A 22064-nucleotide genomic window follows, 5' to 3' on the forward strand; every position below is an offset into this window, starting at 1 on the left:
TTTACAGGATTTATTCACTTTGAAACTCTTTTCTTGACTCTAATATCTTGCCTCTTGGTCCTGGTTTCTAACTACCAGCTATCAGTTCTTTAAGTATTAATGTTAGTTTGGGTTCAGCCTCTTCGGCAATTTTTATAATATCTTCAACCACAACAGGCGCCAGGTCATCATTAAAACCTTCGTCGGTTAATACCGATATCGCGAATACGGGCAAACCCATGTGGTTTGCCACTATAACTTCGGGCACAGTGCTCATGCCAACGGCATCGCCGCCAATAATTTGTAAATACTTGTATTCTGCCTTGGTTTCCAGATTTGGTCCGGTAACAGCTACATAAACTCCTTTATGGCAAATAATATTGTTTGCTTTGGCTATTGTTAATGCTTTATCAATCAATGTACGCTGATACGGCTGACTCATATCCGGAAAACGTGGTCCCAATTCATTATCATTACGCCCCACCAATGGGTTTTGCGGTTGCAGGTTGATATGATCGGCAATGATCATCAGTTCGCCTTTTTTAAATTTTGGATTAAGCGATCCGCTGGCATTGGATACAAACAATGATTTAATACCCAGGTATTTCATCACCCTTACCGGGAAGGTGATCTGCTGCATGCTATAGCCTTCGTAATAGTGCAAACGGCCTTGCATGGCCACAACCTTTTTACCGGCCAGTGTACCAAAAATTAATTTTCCGGAGTGAAATTCCAGCGTGGAGATCGGAAAATCGGGGATGTTGGAGTACATCAGTTGTTTTTCGACCTCTATTTCTTTTACCAGACCGCCAAGACCAGTACCTAAAATAATACCTATTTCGGGTTCAAAATCGCCAATGCGGCTTTTAATGTATTGGGCTGTGCTTTGAATATTTTCTAACATAATCTGTTACTAATTTATCAAACTGTTTTTGTTGGTTATTTAAAAACTCAATGCCAATGGGCAATACCAAAATATTAAGTTTTTTCACCACCTGCTGCAGATCCTGTTCCCCTAAACGCTGTGCGTCCTTTTCTGTTGTGATGATCAGTTTTTTTTGTGCAGTGCAGGCCACAAAATCATCGGCAAGTTTACTGATATTTTTTAAGCTAAACTGGTGATGATCGGGATATTTATGATGGATAATGTGCGGTGTTTGCTTTTTTAGATGCTCCAGCAAAGGATGGGTATTGGCTATCCCCGTAAGCAGGAATACCGTTGTGGTATCATCTATCACGGTATTGGTAGCCTTCCCGGCCAGATCCTGCAAAGGTAAATAGCTTATCGATGTAAAAAATACGGCCTGACGTTGTAGTGGATTTATTCGCTTGATAACAGCTGCCTGTTGTTCGGAATCCAGCGTTACAGGGCATTTACTGATCACCAAAATATCGGCACGTTTGCGCCCTGTAAAAGGTTCGCGCAGGTTGCCGGCGGGTAATAACAAGCGTGGTTCATTAACCCGGTTATAGTCAAAAAGTAAAATGCTGAATCCCGGTTTCACGGCCCGGTGCTGGTAGGCATCATCCAGAATAATGATATCATGTGATGTCTGTAATTGTTCAATGCCTTCTACCCGTTTTTCGGCTACGGCCACGGTAACGTTAGGGAATTTGTTTTTGAATTGTGCCGGTTCATCGCCTACCATTACAGCATCTGCCGGACTATTTGCCAGTAGAAACCCCGTTGTTTTGCGGCCATAGCCCCGACTTAAGGTGGCCAGTTTATAATTCCCTTTCAGCAAACGGATCAGGTATTCGGTCATCGGGCTTTTGCCAGCACCACCTACATCCAGGTTGCCTACCGCGATCACGGGAATGTTAAACACCCTGCTCTTAAATAACCCCGTATTATAAAACCAATTTCGGACAACCACCGCTAGGCCATATAGCAACGAGAAGGGAAATAAAAGCCAGCGGAGGTATATCATAGGTAGATAAATGTCGACGTGATTTGGGAACTTGAAAAAACGAGTGTCATGCTGAGCTTGTCGAAGCATGGCGGGCAGGCCTCTCCGCACGATCCTTTGACAAGCTCAGGATGACAGACCTTTCCCTGGTACGCGGTGACATTTTTGTTCATTTATCCAAATAGTATCAAAAAAACAAATCTAAATATTTTTGAGCCCATTTTTATAACTTAGTGTTCCAACCATTATTTCCAATGAAGTTCAAACTACTTATACTTTTACTCGCCATTAAATCCGCTGCCTTCGCCCAAACCGATCATAAGCTTACACTACAACTCACTGGCGCGGTGAAGGGATTTCACGGCCAGGTAGGCATTTATGTACAAAGCCTTAAAACAGGCAAAACGGCGGCCATTAATGCCGATACTCTGTTCCCGACGGCCAGTATGATCAAGGTGAGCATTCAATGTGGTTTGATGGATAAAATTGAAAAAGGCGAGCTGCAATACAACCAGAAATTGGTTTACCGCGATTCGCTCTTGTATAAGGGAGAAGATATCCTGGGTTCCTTTAAAGATAAGGATACCATACAGCTCAGCAAAGTGGCCCTGCTCATGATCACTATGAGCGATAATACGGCAAGTACCTGGCTGCAAAAGCTGGTAGGCGGCGAGTATATCAATAATTGGCTGCAGCAAAACGGGTTTAAGGTAATGCGTGTAAACTCCCGTGTGCCCGGCCGCGAAGCCATTCGTGGTATTTATGGCTGGGGTGTAAGCACACCGTTTGAAATGTGCCGCCTGTTCACCATGATCAGACAGGGTAAGGCGGTTAGCGCTGCCGCCAGCGAGCGCATGAGCCGTAACATGGCACGTATTTATTGGGATGAAAAAGCCCTGTCGCAAATACCGCCTTATGTGCAAACCATATCCAAACAAGGGGCTGTTGATGCCGCCAAATCAGAAACCGTGCTGGTGAGCGCTCCCCACGGCGATTATGTATTTTCTATCATGACCAATCATAACACCGACCAGCGCTGGGTGCCCGACAATGAAGCCAGCGTGCTCATCAAAAAAGTATCGGCCCTGCTATGGCACTACTTTGAACCAGGCAGCGATTGGAAGCCCGCCGAAGGGATAGATAAGTATATGAAGAATGAATAATCGTTAAGTCGAAAGTCACGGTTGAAAATCTTAAGTCTCGCTTTCTCCAGGAGCGTCAGTCTTTACAAAAGATAACTCTTGATGAAATATATTGCGAAATTCGGCAGCAAAACCCAGATAGGGCGTATTATTTGCTTGAATAAATGTTATAAATCGAATTGCCACTGATGATCACCGCCTTCATTCTGAAATAACAGTGAAATATCTTCAGGTCGGTTAGGAAAGGCTTCGTCAACAATAAGCGAAACCTGTTGGCGAATTTGAGTGAAGTGTTTTTTAAAATCATCATCATGAAGTGCGATCAACACATGGCCGTCACCGCCGGTCACGCTGGCCCTTCCATTAAGACTAACACTCAGCACAGCTGCTACTTTTTCTGCCAATGAATTTTCTCCAGTCATATTGAGGTTTCTCTGGGGATTTTTAAAAGACCCTGCAGCATAGCCACTTTAATCAATTCTAACCCGTTCCGGGTACCGGTCTTTTGCAGCAGGGACAGCCGGTGCCCTTCCACCGTCCGCTTACTGGTAAACAGGCGATTGGCGACCTCGACATTGGTCATTCCATCGGCCAAAAGGCGCAGAACCTCCGACTCCCGTTCGGAAAGTTCCACTGACGGCTGCTTAGCACTTTCATCATTTTGCCGGATCAGCCGTGTCTGCAATTGTCTTGCCAATCCGGTGCAAATGAAATATTTTCCTTGCAGTACCTTTCTGACCGCATGGACAAGTTCATCGCTATCTGCTTCCTTTAAAAGATAACCCTTAACACCAGCCTGGAATGCTTCTGAAATATAGTATTCGCTGGCTTCTACGGTCAGCATGATTACACCGGCTTCCGGCACCAGTTGCTGAAATTCGCGCACAACATCAATACCGCACATATCCCCCAAGTGCAGATCGCACAGCACAACATCAGGTTTCAGGCCCTTCCTGACCAATTCCAGCGCCTCTTTTCCGTTCTTCGCCAACCCGGTAATTACCAGTCCCGCTTCTTGTTCCAGGATATGACTTATGCCGGCGCGGACCACGCCATGATCTTCGATTATCAGAATTTCCTCCATAATCCGTTACTTCTTTGAGTTTTAACAAAATAACGTGGGGGCAAGTTTGTGAGATAACTACGCAATATGAATGCGTAAAATACGTATAAAGCCGAAATAACTACGTCTGCCGTAAACGAATCAATTCGCCAGTGCAAGCCAATAGTTCCCATACATCGAAAGGTTTGCTGACCAGGACTTGACACAACTTACTTTCCCAAGCCGATTTGGCTTTAGGCCAGGCAGATAACATTATAATCGGCAGCTCTGCAAAAAGCGCGAGTCTCCTGATCTGACAGCACAAATCGCGACCGTTACAATCGTTTTTCAAATAATAATCCGTAATGATCAGATCTGGCCGGCTGCTTTCCAGCAGCCCGGCCAGATCTTTTACTTCTGCCACAGCAGTTACATGATAACCTTCTGTTTCGAAAACCTCGGTCAGCAGATCTAACAACGCCGCGTCATCATCGATCAGCAGTAAACGCATATTCATCAGTAGTTAATTTCTGGACAAAATTACCGGTCACAGCGTCTTTTGCGCCAGTATCGATGTTAACTGTAGACAGCCGGCCATTTCCAGCAGGATAAATAGCGTTTTCATACCATTAGCGTTTAGTACTGTCTTTCATCCTGGTACTGTCGCTTTGGTGGGCAGTGTCGGCAGCCATTCCTGAACCCGTACCGCCATTGGCGCTGTCGGCATTTCCGCTGCTCATAGACGAAGTACTATCGGTACTGCTGTTATTATTCGTTTTACTTTGACAAGCTGTCATACCGACACTCAACAATGCCACCAAAACTAAAATGCGTGTGAAGTTTTTCATATTATTATTTTTAAGTAAACTGATGGTAGAATAACATACTGTTTACCTGGGCGGTTTGGTGTTTAACTACGCATTCATAGCGGGTGAACTACCCGTTTCGGCAGTTTGCCCAAATATATTTACCGCCACAATTATTATTCATTTTCTCAAAACCCTCACTTAATAATTCCAATAAGGATAATTATTTACTTTTAAATTAAAACCATCCATATTATTACTTGTTTATCAGATACATCTCAAAATAAATCTATGAGCACCAGAGGAGCAAAAGTGGAAAGAAACTCTGTATCGGAGCAGCCACATGAATTGAAATATGAAGCACGCAAAAAAGGAACAACGACAAAGAATGTAGCAGCAGCCAAGAAAGCAACAAGCTCTAACCAGCGAAGCGTAGTAGAGAAGAAACTGAATAAGTAATAAAGCGCCTATGGAAGCTTTAGGCTAAACCATAAATACCATGAAGAAAAAAAAGTTAACTGATGACTCGCTTCATCCGGTAGGTAGCTTTGACCTGCCCAACCCAAAAGACATACTAAGCCAGTCGGACGTAAATAAAGGAATCAATACTATAAATTCAACCGACAAGCCGCATGCCGCGCTCGAAACTCCCGAAGGGAAGAACAATGGCGCCGAACCAGCTATTTTCAAAAATCAGCGTAAAGCGCACACTTGAACTAATAGGCCATGGCTGACAGATCATTTTTCTTTTCTGTTGGGTTAGATAAGCAGATATAAAAATTTATAGAAGTAATCAAACCCCGCTTTAGTCAAATCCTATATATTAACCATACGGTTACTGGTGCTTTCATGTGAGGCCGGCAGCTCATTCAGCTAATGTAATATCGGTCCGGGCACCAGCCAAATGAGGGCTGTTGAAGATGCGAGAATAAATGCAGCGGAGCTACCGGCGGTCACAGAATGTAATATACTGCTTTCAAGATAAAAGAATCTCAAATAATTAATTAATAAGAAATATTTTTAATTAATCACAACCTTGAAAGGTCTTCTTTGTTAATTGATTGAATAGTTCTGCAAACTGAACGGGATTGAATTTATGGCGTTATACATCCATGATTCTACCCGCCGCTCAATATGGGAAGGTGACAAAAAGGCATTTTAATTTTGCAGGATTAAGCAATAATTTATTAAACTGAAAAAAATGGAAATTGATAGGGCACGCGGAGTTTACACATCATATATCTTAAACGGGAACAAATATTCCTCATACATATTGGGTAACAGTATTAAGCAAATAAAATATATTTCCAACTTAAGAAACATAGGCGAAAAAATTGAAACTAAATTGCAACACATAAATACAATTGAAGACTATAGCAATTTAAGCGATAAAGCTTTTTTGGAGAATTTACCTGTTATAACTCACCTGGCTTGTTACCTTTCCTTTATTGCACTTAAATCTAAAACGATATCGATTGAAGAGGTTGTTGGTGATGAGGGAATAATTCATGAACTGGCTCATTTAATGACTGATTCTATTCAAAAAGACAAGGCAACTATCAAAAGAATAAAGATAAATCTGCGTAATTTACAAAAATGCGCAATCGGGATATTCCCCTCGCATTAATCGCTGCGATGGCAGTTCTCACACTGCTTTAAAAAATCCAGAAGTCTTATATTATTGTGTATTGCCGCTATATTGGGTGTTCATCAAGCCCATTATCCTGTATCATTCAATCAATCCGATTACAAGCAATACTGTTAAATCGTTAAATATCAAACTTGATCCATACTTTAAAAGTGATGGGCCGATTATACTGCCACTATAAACGACGAAATAATTCTTTACTGTCTCAAAATTACCATCGAATTTGACTCTTAAAATAACATAGGCAATTTAGCGTGCTGAATTTCCTTTGACTCTCTGATTTTCATGCGTTATGCATGTATTAAATTTGTGAATTTACCTTAAACTCCGGTTAACGGCAAATACAATGAACTTAAATCACCTTAAAAATGATTATTATCATAAAAAAGTGTAAAATTTTAAACAATAAACCATTAAATTATTACGATTATCATAAAAATAATAAAAAATTCAATTTTTATAGTGCTTAAAAATTGAAATATTGAATTAATTAGTTAATATTGTTATCATAATGCTTTAAGGTCGCAACTATAACGCGTTATAAATACAGTTTTTGCTTTAACATTTAAAAAAATCGTTATGTTTCAACCAACCATCGTAGTTGTTGGCAATGGAATGGTGGGTTATAAGTTTTGTGAAAAACTATTAGCCCGGTCATCACATTTCAATATCATTGTTTTTGGCGAAGAATCCCGAATTGCTTATGACAGGGTTCACCTCAGCGAATATTTTAACGGAAAAACAGCAAGCGACCTATCGTTATCTACCGACACATGGTATGCTGATAATGGCATAAAGTTATATCTTAACGATCCTGTTCAGGAGATAAACCGGGCAGAGAAAACTATTCATTCCCTGAAAGGGCTTACCATTAAATATGATTACCTGGTGCTGGCCACCGGATCATCGGCTTTTGTACCCGATATTCCGGGCGTTGAAAAAGAAGGCGTATTTGTTTACCGCACCATTGATGATCTGGAACTGATCAAAACTTATGCTGTCAATGCTAAAGTTGGCGCTGTAATGGGTGGCGGCCTTTTAGGTCTTGAGGCTGCAAAAGCACTGATAGATCTGGGTATTGAAGAAGCGCACGTTATAGAGTTTGCCCCCCGCTTAATGCCGCGGCAAATAGACTCTGCAGGCAGTGGTATGTTGCTGTCTAAATTAAAAAGCCTCGGTTTAAATATTCATCTCAATAAAAACACTGCAGCCTTTGTTGGCGATCACAAAATTGAAGCGTTAAAGTTTAATGATGATACCAGTTTGCCTATCGATATGATGGTAATATCTGCCGGCATCCGCCCGCGCGATGAACTGGCAAAACTGGCGGGACTGCATACAGGCACCCGCGGCGGCATCGTTGTTAACGAAAAAATGCAAACCAGCGATGAGTGCATTTTTGCCATAGGTGAGTGCGCACTTTACGAAGGCATGATATACGGTCTGGTAGCTCCAGGCTATGAAATGGCTGATGTTGTTGCCGGCTATTTATCAGGTAATGAGAAAGGGTTTTACGGTTACGACATGAGCACCAAGCTTAAATTGATTGGTGTTGATGTAGCCAGCTTTGGTGATGCTTTTATCACTGAGCCAGATTGCCGCACCATTGTATTTGAGGATACCCATAAAGGAATATACAAGCGCATCAACATCAGTAATGATGGCAAGTACCTGCTTGGCGGCATTTTAATTGGCGATGCTGATGCCTATAGCATGCTCCTGCAAACGGTTAATAACAAAATTGCACTGCCGCCAAACCCGGAGGATCTGATACTGGGCCTACGCAGCGGCGAAGCTAATGAAGGTGCAGGTGTAATGAGTTTGCCTGATGATGCATTAATCTGCTCATGCGAGGCGGTAAGTAAATCAGCTATATGCTCGGCAGTAAACAGCGGCGCCTGCAGTGTTGATGATATTAAAAAATGCACCAAAGCAGGCACTGGTTGTGGCGGTTGTGTACCATTGGTAAAAGACCTGGTTACAGGCACCATGAAAGCCAATGGCCAATATGTTAAAAATGTAATATGCGAGCATTTTGAATATTCGCGCCAGGAACTGTTTGACCTGGTAAAAATAAACCAGGTTAAAAATTACGACCTGGTATTGGATCATTTTGGCAAGGGCGATGGTTGCGAGGTTTGCAAACCTGTGGTAGCCAGCATCCTATCGAGTCTGTGGAATGATGTGATTGTAAAACAAGATACTATTCAGGATAGCAACGACCGCTACCTGGCTAACATACAAAAAGGCGGTACTTACTCGGTTGTGCCACGTATTCCCGGCGGCGAGATCACTCCTGATAAATTGATCGTGATTGGACAGGTGGCTAAAAAATATGGTCTTTATACCAAAATAACGGGTGGGCAGCGCATAGATATGTTTGGCGCGCATATTAATGATCTGCCAGAGATCTGGGAGGAATTAATTGATGCTGGTTTTGAGAGCGGACATGCTTATGGCAAAGCGTTGCGTACGGTTAAGAGTTGTGTAGGTAGTACATGGTGCCGGTTTGGATTGCATGATAGTGTATCCTTTGCTATTGAAATTGAAGAAAGATATAAAGGCATCCGTGCGCCGCACAAAATAAAAGGTGGCGTGAGTGGCTGTATCCGTGAATGCGCAGAAGCTCAGTCAAAAGACTTTGGCATAATTGCCACCGAAAAAGGCTGGAATCTGTATGTGTGCGGCAATGGAGGCTCAAAACCGCAACATGCGCAATTGCTGGCTACGGATGTTGATAATGCAACCTGCATCAAATACATCGATAGGTTCCTGATGTTTTACATTAAAACCGCCGACCCGCTTACCCGCACCGCAACCTGGCTTAATAAAATGGATGGCGGTATGAGTTATTTGAAAAATGTAGTGATTAATGATAGTCTGGGTATTGCCGAAAAGCTGGACGAGGAAATGCAGCAGCTGGTGGATACCTATCATTGCGAATGGAAAGAGGTTGTAGAAAATCCCGCTCTGCGTAAACGTTTCGCTCATTTTATTAATGCTCCGGAGGAGAAGGATCCTTCAGTGAAATTTGAAGCCATGCGCGAACAGGTAAAAGCAAAATGGTAATTATCATAAACTAAAAACATAACTATGGAAACAGTAGTAGATATTGAATGGGTTTTAGCTTGTTACACGGATGATGTTCCGGAGAACGGAGGTGCCTGTGTAAAACATGGCGATGAACAAATAGCGTTGTATAATTTTTCGCGCCGTGGTGAGTGGTATGCCACACAAAATCTTTGCCCGCACAAACAGCAGATGGCGCTTTCACGTGGCATGATAGGCAGTACTGGCGATGATTGTACTCCAAAAGTAGCTTGCCCCTTTCATAAAAAAGCTTTTTCATTGATTAGCGGCGAATGTCTTACAGGTGAAGAATATCAAATAAAAACCTACCCTGTAAAAGTTATTGATGGTAAGGTTTATATAGGGATTACCTAATTGAGTTTACGAAAAACTATGCATTTCGGTATTTTTGCAAATAAAAATCCTTCAAAAGCTAAAAAATTTGGAGGATTTTTTATTTTAATCAAATTTATCCGATGCGAATACTCAGTTAAATGATATCAATTAATAATTGACGTAAATTTTTCGCATTTATATTATAACGAGTGATAAATTTTTTGATATCTCTATTAATTTATCGGTAATTAAATAAAAAAACCAATAAATAATTCAATAAAAATTAAAATACAGGTAATCTAAATAAATCAAATGTAAAATTTCATTATAAAAATGTTATTTACGCTGTTTTTAAGATGTTATAAATTGATAATTTGATAAAAAAATGAATTTTTATGATTTAAATCATAAAAATTATAAAATAACATTGTAAAAATTGATACATAGCATCAATTTGGATATATTTATGACAATAAAAAACGTAAAATAAAAGAATCATAAAATTTAAATGCCTATGGATATAAACATTTAAATACAAAACATAAAAAAGCCCTGCCGGGAGGTCGCATTCCCAGACAGGGTTAAACAGTTTTCATTGCTTTAACAAATAAAAAACTATCTCAAATGTACAAAAATGTATTAAACCAATACACTATTCCGACTATTGCATTTATTATTGTTTGCTTATCCTCTTTAAATGCAAATGCACAGCTCTCTTTTTCGGGACAATTACGAACAAGGGGCGAATTGAGGGATGGTTATGGTACCCTGCAAACCATAGGGTACAAAGATGCAGCGTTCATTTCGCAGCGAACGCGTTTAACGCTTGATTATAAATCGAGCAAGCTTATTTTCCATACCTCGGTTCAGGATGTCAGGCTATGGGGGCAGGATGCATCGACCATAACTGCTGCTGACGGCAATAAACTGAGTCTGCATGAAGCCTGGGCCGAAATTATTTTATCAAACAAAAAAGATACTTCCTTTAAAGTTTCTCCTGTTGATTATTTTGCTATCAAAGTCGGTCGGCAGGAGTTGGTTTATGACGATGAACGCCTGCTGGGTAACCTGGATTGGACACAACAGGGACGGCGCCACGATGCCATTGTGTTAAAATTACTGCAAAATGGCTGGCAGCTTGATCTCGGCGCGGCATTTAACCAAAACTCCGACGCTATTAATTATAATGGCACCTTTTATACTCCCGCAAATATCCCCGCTACAGTAAAAGACAGTAAAGGCAACCTGGTAAATACCCCTGCAAACCTGATCCCGTTTGTCAACAGTGCCGGACTGAGTGCTAAAAATGGCAGCCCCGCTTATTTAAACTCTCCAGGCAGTAATGCAGCCACTCAAAACTACAAAGCTTTGGAGTATTTGTATGTGGCCAAAAAGTTTAGTAAAACCAAAATATCAGGCTTGTTCCTGGCCGATCAGTTTAGTAAATACATACTGGATTCGGTTAAAAATACTTCGGGCACCGATGTGGGTTATGTGTATGGTAAACGTTTTAACCAAACAGGTGTAAATACCCGTTATACCACCGGGCTGTTAATAAACCCGGCCTTTGGCGATAAAAATCAGCTGGCATTAACCGGCGGGTTTTACTACCAGGGTGGTCATGACCGCGATGGATTGGAATTAAGCGCCTATACTATTACAACATCAATCACCTATAAGCCAAATCAGCTAAGCTATACTGCCGGCTGGGATTACCTTTCGGGCAATGATGCTTTCTCTACCTCAAAAACCAATCACCGTTTTGACCCATTGTATGGCACGCCACATAAGTTTTGGGGATACATGGATTATTTTTACGCGGTAAGCGGTTCGCCAACAGGGGGCTTGAGTAACCCGTACTTAAAAATAAAGTATACCTCATCAAACAGCAGGTTTACAACGGAGCTGGCCAACCACTATTTTATGTTAGCTAAAGATCAAAAAGACGTTAATGGCCAGCCGGTAAGTAAATACCTCGGCACCGAATTCGACCTTACCACCGGCTATAAATTAAATAAGTTTACAGGTATTGATTTGGGCCTCTCCTACATGGCGGCTACCCGCAGTATGGAATACGCCAAAAATATAACGCCCGGGACCGCCAATTTGAAGCCGGTATGGGCCTACCTGCAGATTAACATTAAACCCGAATTTTTAAATAAATAAACCCTGCTATTAAATTCAAAAATTATGGAAAATCAACTGACTAAACTCAATATATTCTCGCTCAAAGGTGTGCAAATGCGCACATTCCACATTACCTGGCTGATGTTTTTTGTGTGCTTTTTTGGCTGGTTTGGCCTGGCTCCGCTAATGCCAACCATTCGTACCGAGCTGCATTTAACTAAGGGTCAGGTGGGTAATATCATCATCGCTTCGGTGTCGGCAACTATTATAGCACGCCTTATTATCGGTAAACTTTGCGATACCTGGGGACCGCGCAAAACCGCTATCCGGTTATTGTTAGTGGGTTCGCTCCCGGTATTTTTTGTGGGCCTGGCGCATGATTATACTACCTTTTTATTATTCAGACTATCTATCGGTATTATCGGTGCTTCGTTTGTGATCACACAGTTCCATACCTCTATGATGTTTGCACCGCAGTTAAAAGGAACGGCAAACGCGGTAACCGGCGGCTGGGGCAACCTGGGTGGTGGCGTAACCAATATGGTAATGCCTTTAATATTTGCGGCCATAGTTGGTTTTGGTTATACCAAGGCCGAGGCCTGGCGTTACGCCATGATCGTGCCGGGAGTAATGATGCTGATTATCGCTTACTTATATTATAAATATACCAAGGATACGCCCAACGGCAACTACGATGAAGTTGGTTACACACAAGGCAAATCATCCAAAACCGACTGGAGTGTACTAGCCGACTGGCGTATCTGGGCCCTGACCATGGCCTATGCCATGTGCTTTGGCATGGAGATCACTTTTGATAATGTGGCCTCACTTCATTTTGTCGATTCATTTCATCTGTCGCAAAGTCAGGCTGGTTTCTGGGCGGGCATATTCGGTTTTATGAACTTGTTTGCCCGTGCATTGGGCGGTATCGTATCAGACAGGGTTGGTCGCAAGTTTGGTATGCGTGGCAAGGGTTTGCTATTGGCAGGTGTGCTATTATTTGAGGGCCTCGGGCTGATATTATTCGCACAATCAGGAACCTTGTTGGCGGCTATCGTTTCTATGTTATCATTCGCGCTTTTCCTAAAAATGGCTAATGGTGCTACTTATGGTATTGTGCCATTTGTAAATACTAAAAATGTGGGTTTAGTGAGCGGCATAGTGGGAGCTGGCGGTAATTTCGGCGGGATGCTTTTTGGCTTCCTGTTCAAATCAAACTCCATTACTTATGTGCAGGCATTTACCTATATCGGCTACACGGTTATTGCTGTGGCCTTAGTTGTTTTCATTACCCGTTTTTATAAACAAACAGTTCCCAATACAGAAACTGATCCGGTAATAGCGGGCAGTATCGCATAAACACATGAGCTTAAAGGCATCATCATCAAAAAACAGGTTAACCGCCAATGCCGTAACCTCTACCTGCTGCTATTGCGGGGTGGGTTGCGGCGTTGTGCTGAATAAAGAAAAAAACGGCAGTGTTACACTGCAGGGCGATAAAGATCACCCTGTAAATAAAGGTATGCTGTGCAGCAAAGGCATGAACCTGCACTATACGGTGAATGATAAAAGCGACCGCCTGCTTTACCCGCAAATGCGTTACAACAAAAGTATGCCCATGCAGCAGGTAAGCTGGGATGAGGCACTTGACCGTACCGCCGCTGTTTTTAAAACTTTCATCGAAAAATACGGCCCCGATTCTGTGGCATTTTATGCTTCAGGCCAGTGTTTAACCGAAGAGTATTATGTAGTTAACAAGCTGATGAAAGGCTTTATCGGCAGTAATAACCTGGATACTAATTCCCGTTTATGCATGAGCAGCGCAGTGGCTGCCTATAAAATTGCGTTAGGGGAGGATAGTGTGCCGCTTTGTTATGATGATATTGAACTGGCCGATTGCTTTTACATTATGGGAGGCAACCCGGCCTGGTGCCATCCTATTTTATGGCGTAGGGTAGAAGCCCACAAAGCCGCCAATCCCGACACAAAAATTATTGTGGTTGATCCGCGGGCTACGGATACCTGTGCCATTGCCGATCTGCATTTGCAGATAAACCCAGGTACTGATATTACGCTGAACCATGCTATTGGTCGCCTATTGATCGAGAATGGCGATATCGATATCAACTTTATAAATAACCATGCCGAAGGCTTTGAGCAGTACAGCGCTATCGTTTTTGAAAGGTCGCTGACCGAAGCCGCAATTATTTGCGGGCTGAGTGAAAGTAGCATTCGCCTGGCTGCAAAATATATTGGCGAGGCCAAAGGTTTTATTACTATGTGGACTATGGGGCTTAACCAGAGCGCCATAGGAGTAAACAAAAATCTGAGCCTGATTAATCTAAATCTCATTACCGGGCATATTGGTAAACCCGGCTCTGGCCCTTTATCATTAACGGGGCAGCCCAATGCTATGGGCGGGAGGGAAGTTGGTGGATTGTCCAACATGCTCCCGGCCCATCGCAACCTGGGTAATCCGCTGCACCGGGAAGAGGTGCAAAAATTTTGGGGTGGTACTACCATTCAATCCAAACCGGGATTGACGGCAACAGAAATGTTTGAGGCTTTGAACGACGGCCGCTTAAAAGCCATTTGGATCATGTGCACCAATCCGCTTACCAGTCTGCCCAATGTTCGCCTGGCCGAAGAAGCTTTAAAGAAAGCGAAGTTTGTGGTAGTACAGGAGATCAGCAACAAGCCCGAAACTTTGGCTTATGCTGATGTGATACTTCCGGCGGCAGCCTGGGCCGAAAAGGAGGGTACTATGACCAACTCCGAACGCCGCATCAGTTATTTAAACAAACTGCTTGATCCACCAGGCGAAGCCCTGCCCGATGCCGAGATTATTTGCCGCTTTGCCCGCAAAATGGGCTATAAAGGTTTTAATTTTGAAAGCCCGGCAGACATTTATGCCGAACATGTAAAGCTTACCGCCAAAACCAATATAGATATCAGCGGCCTGAATTATGCTGTTTTGAAAGAGCAAAAAACGGTGCAATGGCCCTATAAAAAGAAAAGCCCGGCCAAAGGCACACCGCGCTTATTTACAGACCATATTTTTTATACTCCATCAACAAAAGCGGTGATCAGTCCGGTTGCGGATACTTTAACCAGCGAGGCGCCGGATGATGATTACCCATTCATCCTCACTACGGGCCGCATCCGCGACCAATGGCATACCATGAGTAAAACGGGTAAGGTAAATAAGCTCAATCAGCATTATAAACAATCCTTTTTAGAGATCCACCCAGATGATGCTGCCGCTTTAATGCTCAATGAGGGTGATATTACCGTTATTACCTCACGCCGGGGCGAGGTGTGTGTGCAGGCTAAACTGACTGCTCAAATAAAACAGGGCGTGGTGTTTTTGCCTATGCACTGGGGGAAAATTTTGAATAACGATCTGAACAGGGCCAATAATGTGACCAGTGACCGGGTGGACCCAATATCCAAAGAGCCTGATTTTAAGTTTTGTGCGGTAAACCTTAAAAAGTATAAAAAGCCTTTTCAGCGCATTGTGGTGGTGGGTGCCGGTGCGGGAGCTTATGGTTTTGTAAAATCGTACCGGGAATTGAACCCTGATGATGAGATCACCATATTCAGCAAAGAAAACCATCCATTTTATAACCGTGTTATGTTGCCCGATTATATCAGTGGCGAACAATCCTGGGAGCAGCTGGTAAAAATGAAGGATTCGGAAGAACCTGCCTACAACATCAAAATGCTGCGGGGCGTAAGTATCGAAAAGGTGGACCGTACTAACAAACAGGTTACGGATTCGCGTGGTATTAAAACCTCATATGATATACTATTGCTGGCTACAGGTAGCAGGGCATCGGTACCTAAAAATGTGCCATCGTTGCCGGGTATATTCACCATGCGCAGCCGTAACGATGCCGATGGTTTCATCAAACATGTGCCACAGGGTGGTCATGTGGTTATTGTAGGCGGGGGTTTGCTGGGGCTCGAAATGGCTGCGTCGCTAAGGGAAATTGGGATGCGTATCACCATTGTACAACGTGTTTCACGCTTTTTAAATAGGCAACTGGATGTGCTGGGCAGTCAGCTTTTGGCTGAGGAAATGGCCGACCAGGGCTGCGATATTTATTATGACGACGAGGTGCAGCTTTTTTATGGCAGATCAAAATTAACCGGGGTGGGCTTAAAAAGTGGTAACAAAATAGACTGTGATGCCATGATCCTGGCTATAGGAACCACGCCCAACCTGGAAATAGCCAAAGACTGTGGACTGGATTGTAAGCGCGGTGTTATTGTGAACGAGCGCATGCAAACCAGCGACCCCGACATTTATGCCATTGGTGAAATTGCCGAGTTTGAAGGTACCATGTACGGCATCACTGCCGCCGCCGAGCAACAAGCCGAAGTGATGGCTAAATATATGAATGGAGATATTGCCAGTTATTACAAAGGCACACTGTTCATGAATATCATTAAAATTCATGGGTTCGATCTGTGCAGTATTGGTTTGTCTGAATGCCCGGATAACCAGCATTATGAAGAGATCGTTTTTATCGACAAGGCCAAACGCTATTATAAAAAATGCATCATTCATCAGGATCGGCTGGTTGGCACCATACTTATTGGCGACAAAAGTGAGTTCCTGGAATTTAAAGAGCTGATAGCCAATAAAACCGAGTTAAGCGAAAAACGCATACAGCTTTTACGTAGCGGCAATAAAACCGAACCGGTACTGGGCAAGCTGGTATGCAGCTGTAACAATGTGGGCAGCGAAAATATCCAGAACAAAATAGCATCGGGTTGCAATAACCTGAAAGATCTGTGTAGCGCTACGGGCGCGGGCACCGGTTGCGGATCATGTCGTCCGGAAGTAAAACGGTTATTAGAAGAAATGCTTAAAGCTGAGGTAGTCATAAAATGAGGAAGTAAAGCAGTTAGAGTTAGGATTTTTGGAATCACTAATTCAGTAAATCAATAATTCAATAATTATTCCCTATGGATAAAAAAGAACCCTGTTGTATCAAAGTAAACCTGCCCGGTGGTGTTATATCCGCGGGTGACCTGTATGAGTTATTGCTCATTGCCGAAAATGCAGGAGCGCAGGCTATTCGTATCGGGAACCGGCAGCAATTATTTTTTTGTATCGATGCCAGTCAACTGGAAGATCTGGAAATGGATATGTTACGGGCTGAGGTTAGTTACGAAATAAATGAGGATGAATTTCCGAACATCATCAGTTCCTATGTTACAGATGCTATTTTTAACACAGAAAGCTGGATAAAGGAGGGTGTTTATAAAGACATATTTGACCTGTTTAATTTTAAGCCCAGGTTAAAGATCAACCTGGTTGATCAGCATCAAACCTTTGTGCCTTTTTTTAGCGGTAACTTCAATTTCATTACCTCTAACATTAGCAATTACTGGTATCTGTATGTCCGTTTTCCGAAAACAACCGATATTTATTGCTGGCCATCGATGGTTTACTCAGATGATATTCCTTTGCTAAGCCAAACGGCCGAAAAGGTGATCATGGCCCATAAAGCCCAGTTTTACGACCGACAAAAAATCAATCATCAAAAATTCCATGATCTGGTTATGGCCCAAAATGATTTTGTTACACAGCCCATAACAGAACCGTTAAAACTTCCCGATTTTCAACTCCCCTATTACGAAGGCATTAACCGGTATGTGAATAATAAATACTGGCTGGGCATTTACAGGCGAAATGAACTATTTCCACTTGAGTTTATGAAGGACATTTGCACCATATGCCTAAAAAATCGCATTGGTCAGCTATATACCACCCCCTGGAAATCATTGCTTATTAAAGGCATCAGCGAAGCCGACCGCAAAGAATGGGGCAGTATCCTGAATAAGCACCTGATCAACGTAAGACATGCCTCCAATGAACTGAACTGGCAGCTGGAAAACCTGAACAGCGAAAGTCTGGAGTTAAAACAGCAACTGGTACGGATATTTGAGGAATACGACCTGCGAACTTACCGGCTCTGCTTCGCCATAAAAATGCAGCCCAAAACGGGGCTGCCGGGCTCTATCATCATTAAAAAACAATTGCCCGATGTGTTTAATATTTTGCATACCAGCGATTTTAACCCGAACTCAAAAGATTATGTAACCTACCGGGAAGAAGTGCCAAAAGTTGATCTTGCCAGGTGTTTGATAGAGCTTTGTAATCACTTTTACAGCATTCTGATTGATGATAGTATATCCCCATCTGTACTACCCAATGAAACGGATGAAAAAGAAACGCATTACATTTATCAATGCCAAAGCTGTTTCAGCATTTATGATCAAACTTTTGGCGATATAGTTAATGACATTACCCCCGGTATCGATTTTCAAACATTAGATGAATATACCTGCCCGATTTGTGATTCACCAAAGAGTAGTTTCATTCGTATTGAAAACAGTATGGATAGTATTGGATGGAGAGGAAATTTGTAATGTTTTCTTTTTGTCCCTTTAAAAAAGAAGTGATGGAATTTTGTGTCTTTCTCTGCAAATTTCCTGCAATAAAAAAACCCAACTCGCCAGAGTTGGGTTTTTTTATTGATTTTCAGGCTCCTGAGGCTGGGCTCGAACCAGCGACCCTCTGATTAACAGTCAGATGCTCTAACCGGCTGAGCTACTCAGGAGTATTTTCCGATTGGAGTGGTGCAAAAGTATGATTTCTGAGGTAATTTCACAATATTTGCGCAAAAAATTTTTAAAAATATTTTACATGAGCTTGTTAGTTATTGGTACTGTGGCATTTGACGCTATCGAAACCCCCTTCGGAAAGACGGATAAAATTGTCGGTGGGTCGGCAACCTTTGCCAGTTTAGGCGCATCTTACTTTTACAACCGTATAAAAATTGTTGCTGTTGTAGGCGACGATTTCCCACAGAATGAGATCGAAGATCTTCAAAAACATCATATAAACACCGAAGGCCTGCAGATAAAGCAAGGTGAAAAATCATTTTTTTGGAGCGGAAGATACCATAACGACATGAACAGCCGTGATACTTTGGCTACCGAGCTCAATGTTTTAGAGGCTTTTGATCCTATTATTCCCGATTCCTATCAGGATTGTGAATACCTGATGCTGGGTAATTTATCCCCACAGGTACAACAAACGGTTATTAAACGGTTAAATAAACGCCCCAAGCTCATTGTGATGGATACCATGAACTTTTGGATGGACATTGCTCTTGATGAATTATTGAATACCATTAAACTGGTAGACGTTATCACTATTAATGATGCCGAAGCTCGTCAACTATCAGGCGAGTTCTCCCTGGTGAAGGCAGCACGCAAGATATTAACCATGGGACCAAAATATGTAATCATTAAAAAAGGTGAGCATGGCGCATTGCTTTTCCATGAAGATAAAATATTTAGCGCCCCCGCTCTGCCATTGGCCGAAGTATTTGACCCTACCGGGGCAGGCGACACTTTTGCAGGTGGCTTTATTGGCTATCTGGCTAAAGTAGGTTCGGTAAATTTTGATTATATGAAAAACGCTATCATATACGGATCGGCGCTGGCATCATTCTGTGTTGAAAAGTTTGGCTCAGAGCGATTGCGAAACCTATCTCAGGAAGAAATTACTACCCGCATACAAGAATTTGTTGGCTTAGCTAAATTTGAAATATAAGTCTCAAAGCCCTCTTCTGATTTCTAAGAGGAGGGCTTTTCTTTCAAAAATATCCTTCCTCTACATAGTCGGCCGACTCAACCGCCCTACTTTCTCAAACTTTTCAAATACGCTTTCGGTATGAGGCGCATCGGGTAGTTCATCAGTCAGATCCTGTCCGGCCCAATGTTCATAATGCTTGCCGTTTTTCCATAGCCGGCTTTCGCTCACATCATAGATTACCCCTTTATAGGCTACCCATATCTGAGGCTTGTCCTGCCCGTTTCGCAGGGCCAGTTGTGATCTGGTATATTCCGGAAGCTGACTCAAGATAATTGATTTTTAGTTTTAAAGTACTCAAAAAATCCAACGTTCATCAACAGCAGGATGATCAAGTAAAAATGATCTTCTATCGGAATGGTACCTATGCGTTTGCCCATATTCTCATTGTTATTATAGATGACTACAGGTATAGATGTTAGTATGCCATTTACGATATAGAAAGGAATAAGCGCTACCAGATAAGCTAAATAAAAGCGGTTTAGCCATCGTACTTTAAATACATATTGCAGCAAAGGCATCAACACCAAGAGCAGGCCAAAAGTCACGATAGTATACAATCGATCATGATAAAAAATGGCCCCTAATACACTCAATATAATGATCAAACTATTGATCATAAGTGTGAGCCTGTTATTCATCTGCCATTTGACATAATAATTTAAACAGGCATATATAAAGATACAGGCAAATGGCACGGTTATAAAAAACAATACCTCCTCCAACGGTAAGCCCCAGAGCGTTATCCCTATAATATAATGTGGATTAAAAGACCATACCCCTTTTACGGTAAAAAGCACATCCCAAAACAAAAAGAAAAGTGCGGTTATGGCCATCCCCCGCCAGATGAATTTCCAGCTTTTATAAAAATGTACCCTCTTATCAAACGATAATACCACCGGAAAAAACACGGTTAATATATTGATCAATAAGTAGGTATATTTCACTTTAAAGAGGCTAAGAGCTTGTTTAACTCATCAATTTGAGCTGGGGTACATCTGCGGGAATTCACCAAAAACTTAATGATCTCCACGGTAAGTTCTTTATCGGCCGTACCATAATTTTTTTTACTCAACTGGGTTATGATCTCTTTACTATCGGTTGCAATATTTTTATTATAGCCTAAAAAACCGGGTACACTATCCTCAACAGAAAACCGCATAAACCTGATCTCAATATTATGCGGATCGACCTCTATCGCTTTTTCAAATGTTTTTTCGCAATTTTTGATGTACTTTATCTTGGAGTATGGGTTCCAGGCGTGCTTGGCCTTCAGTGCCTGCACGCCAGCTATAAAGCCATCAATAATTCCTGTACGATTTTTTATACTGTTCAGACTTTTATAAAGAGAATCAGTGGTTTTACTATCATTAATGGCCTCCCTCAATTGCCTGCGTATATTTTTAAGGTTGGGCTCATCGGCCTTTACCCCTTGTATCATGAACAAAAACGAAAACATTCCGGCTATAAAAAAAATACTTCTCCTCATTCTCTTAAATCACATTCAGTTTTTGTTGTAAAACAGCTTTGACGTACAAACCCATCTTCCGTACATCAGAAATACGTATCCTTTTTTGCAGGATAACGTTTGCTGGCGTATAACTTATTTTTTTAAACAGTTTCAAATAATAGGTGTAAGCTATGTAAACCCCTAAACGTGTACCTGGCGGTAATTGTTTTACTCCCTCAAAGGCATTGTCAAAGTCATTTTTAATCTCAGCTTCAATACGATGCTTATCCTGCTCGGTAAAATTATTAAAGTCAATACCGGGGAAATAGGTACGGCCACGCTCCTGATAATCAGCCTGTATATCGCGCAAAAAATTTACTTTTTGAAAAGCAGCGCCCAGGCTGCGGGCCTGGGATAAAAGTGACTGATATTGTGCCTCATTATTATTTGTAAAAACACGCAGGCACATAAGCCCTACCGTCTCGGCCGAACCATAGATGTAGGTTTCATAACAAGCCGGGTCATACGCTTTTTTATCCAGATCCATTTCCATAGAACGCAAAAAAGCGTCAATAAGCCCTGTTTGGATACCGTACTCGTTTACCACCTGTTGAAATGAGTGTATAACCGGATTTAAACTGATCTTTTCCTGGATAGCTTTAAACGTTTCCTTTCTGAAATCGTTAAGCAGCGTTAGCTTGTCATGTTCATGAAAGGTATCCACTATTTCATCAGCATATCTTACAAAACCATAAATAGCGTAAATAGGGTAGCGGAGTTCCTTATCAAAAGCCTTTATCCCCAAGCTGAATGATGTGCTATACTTATTGGTTATTAATTTACTGCATTCAAAACTGGTCTCGTCGTACAGATTCATCAT

21 protein-coding genes and 1 tRNA gene are annotated in these 22064 nt (G+C 42.1%); 11 read left to right on the top strand and 11 right to left on the bottom strand.

Translation table 11 applies throughout. The features are described from left to right. Nucleotides 1-67: 67 nt before the first annotated feature. Both AB6735_RS25180 and lpxK read right to left on the bottom strand, forming a co-directional pair. Nucleotides 68-883 (bottom strand): purine-nucleoside phosphorylase, encoded by an 816-nt coding sequence (locus AB6735_RS25180; RefSeq protein ID WP_370998957.1) that lies wholly within the window; start codon nucleotides 881-883, stop codon nucleotides 68-70. After that, on the bottom strand, nucleotides 846-1910 hold the full coding sequence (gene lpxK, locus AB6735_RS25185) for a tetraacyldisaccharide 4'-kinase (protein ID WP_370998958.1): 1065 nt from the start codon (nucleotides 1908-1910) through the stop codon (nucleotides 846-848). The genes AB6735_RS25180 and lpxK overlap by 38 nt, the downstream gene beginning before the upstream one ends. Nucleotides 1911-2143: 233 nt before the next feature. Between lpxK and AB6735_RS25190 the strand changes: the two genes are divergently transcribed. Continuing rightward, nucleotides 2144-3052 carry a serine hydrolase gene (locus tag AB6735_RS25190; RefSeq protein WP_370998959.1) on the top strand — a complete coding sequence of 303 codons (909 nt, stop codon included), beginning with the start codon at nucleotides 2144-2146 and terminating at the stop codon, nucleotides 3050-3052. A gap of 146 nt (nucleotides 3053-3198) precedes the next feature. Here the strand turns inward: AB6735_RS25190 and AB6735_RS25195 are convergent, their stop codons facing one another. From AB6735_RS25195 to AB6735_RS25210, 4 genes are all read right to left on the bottom strand, one after another. After that, entirely contained in the window at nucleotides 3199-3453 is a 255-nt protein-coding gene (locus AB6735_RS25195; protein ID WP_370998960.1) for a hypothetical protein, read from the bottom strand. Then, nucleotides 3450-4115 (bottom strand): response regulator, encoded by a 666-nt coding sequence (locus AB6735_RS25200; RefSeq protein ID WP_370998961.1) that lies wholly within the window; start codon nucleotides 4113-4115, stop codon nucleotides 3450-3452. Before AB6735_RS25200 ends, AB6735_RS25195 begins: the two co-directional genes overlap by 4 nt. 100 nt (nucleotides 4116-4215) lie before the next feature. Then, a complete protein-coding gene (locus AB6735_RS25205; RefSeq protein WP_370998962.1) occupies nucleotides 4216-4590 on the bottom strand; it encodes a PleD family two-component system response regulator in 375 nt (124 codons plus the stop codon). A 112-nt stretch (nucleotides 4591-4702) separates the two neighbouring features. Continuing rightward, entirely contained in the window at nucleotides 4703-4921 is a 219-nt protein-coding gene (locus AB6735_RS25210) for a hypothetical protein (protein ID WP_370998963.1), read from the bottom strand. 249 nt (nucleotides 4922-5170) lie between these two features. On the opposite strand from AB6735_RS25210, the gene AB6735_RS25215 reads away from it, so the two are divergent. The 9 genes from AB6735_RS25215 (at nucleotide 5171) to AB6735_RS25255 (ending at nucleotide 18503) form a co-directional block, all read left to right on the top strand. Continuing rightward, nucleotides 5171-5338, top strand: a complete 168-nt coding sequence (locus AB6735_RS25215) for a hypothetical protein (protein ID WP_370998964.1) — start codon at nucleotides 5171-5173, stop codon at nucleotides 5336-5338. A gap of 40 nt (nucleotides 5339-5378) precedes the next feature. Next, nucleotides 5379-5594 (top strand): hypothetical protein, encoded by a 216-nt coding sequence (locus AB6735_RS25220; protein ID WP_370998965.1) that lies wholly within the window; start codon nucleotides 5379-5381, stop codon nucleotides 5592-5594. Between the two features lie 486 nt (nucleotides 5595-6080). Further along, a complete protein-coding gene (locus AB6735_RS25225) occupies nucleotides 6081-6506 on the top strand; it encodes a hypothetical protein (RefSeq protein WP_370998966.1) in 426 nt (141 codons plus the stop codon). Between the two features lie 600 nt (nucleotides 6507-7106). Continuing rightward, entirely contained in the window at nucleotides 7107-9596 is a 2490-nt protein-coding gene (gene nirB / locus AB6735_RS25230; RefSeq protein WP_370998967.1) for a nitrite reductase large subunit NirB, read from the top strand. 24 nt (nucleotides 9597-9620) lie between these two features. Then, complete coding sequence (nirD, locus tag AB6735_RS25235) at nucleotides 9621-9971, top strand: nitrite reductase small subunit NirD (protein WP_370998968.1); 351 nt, start codon at nucleotides 9621-9623, stop codon at nucleotides 9969-9971. Between the two features lie 585 nt (nucleotides 9972-10556). Next, nucleotides 10557-12098 (top strand): alginate export family protein, encoded by a 1542-nt coding sequence (locus tag AB6735_RS25240; RefSeq protein WP_370998969.1) that lies wholly within the window; start codon nucleotides 10557-10559, stop codon nucleotides 12096-12098. Between the two features lie 24 nt (nucleotides 12099-12122). Then, complete coding sequence (locus AB6735_RS25245) at nucleotides 12123-13418, top strand: MFS transporter (protein ID WP_370998970.1); 1296 nt, start codon at nucleotides 12123-12125, stop codon at nucleotides 13416-13418. A 4-nt stretch (nucleotides 13419-13422) separates the two neighbouring features. Next, the gene (locus AB6735_RS25250; protein ID WP_370998971.1) at nucleotides 13423-16959 is read left to right on the top strand and encodes a molybdopterin-dependent oxidoreductase; all 3537 of its coding nucleotides are present in this window, start codon (nucleotides 13423-13425) and stop codon (nucleotides 16957-16959) included. Nucleotides 16960-17033: 74 nt separating this feature from the next. Continuing rightward, complete coding sequence (locus tag AB6735_RS25255; RefSeq protein ID WP_370998972.1) at nucleotides 17034-18503, top strand: rubredoxin; 1470 nt, start codon at nucleotides 17034-17036, stop codon at nucleotides 18501-18503. A 117-nt stretch (nucleotides 18504-18620) separates the two neighbouring features. Here the strand turns inward: AB6735_RS25255 and AB6735_RS25260 are convergent. Further along, nucleotides 18621-18694 (bottom strand) — tRNA-Asn (locus AB6735_RS25260). A gap of 86 nt (nucleotides 18695-18780) precedes the next feature. On the opposite strand from AB6735_RS25260, the gene AB6735_RS25265 reads away from it, so the two are divergent. Continuing rightward, a complete protein-coding gene (locus tag AB6735_RS25265; protein ID WP_370998973.1) occupies nucleotides 18781-19695 on the top strand; it encodes a PfkB family carbohydrate kinase in 915 nt (304 codons plus the stop codon). A gap of 60 nt (nucleotides 19696-19755) precedes the next feature. Here AB6735_RS25265 and AB6735_RS25270 read toward each other — a convergent pair whose 3' ends face one another. From AB6735_RS25270 to AB6735_RS25285, 4 genes are read right to left on the bottom strand one after another with little or no spacing between them, the layout of a single operon-like run. Continuing rightward, nucleotides 19756-20004, bottom strand: coding sequence for a cytochrome b5 domain-containing protein (locus AB6735_RS25270; RefSeq protein ID WP_370998974.1), 249 nt, complete (start codon nucleotides 20002-20004; stop codon nucleotides 19756-19758). Next, entirely contained in the window at nucleotides 20001-20681 is a 681-nt protein-coding gene (locus AB6735_RS25275; protein WP_370998975.1) for a lycopene cyclase domain-containing protein, read from the bottom strand. The genes AB6735_RS25270 and AB6735_RS25275 overlap by 4 nt, the downstream gene beginning before the upstream one ends. Beyond that, complete coding sequence (locus AB6735_RS25280) at nucleotides 20678-21223, bottom strand: hypothetical protein (RefSeq protein ID WP_370998976.1); 546 nt, start codon at nucleotides 21221-21223, stop codon at nucleotides 20678-20680. Before AB6735_RS25280 ends, AB6735_RS25275 begins: the two co-directional genes overlap by 4 nt. Nucleotides 21224-21227: 4 nt before the next feature. Then, nucleotides 21228-22064 carry a phytoene/squalene synthase family protein gene (locus tag AB6735_RS25285; protein WP_370998977.1) on the bottom strand — a complete coding sequence of 279 codons (837 nt, stop codon included), beginning with the start codon at nucleotides 22062-22064 and terminating at the stop codon, nucleotides 21228-21230.

This window comes from Mucilaginibacter sp. RCC_168, from assembly GCF_041355315.1.
Classification (GTDB): domain Bacteria; phylum Bacteroidota; class Bacteroidia; order Sphingobacteriales; family Sphingobacteriaceae; genus Mucilaginibacter.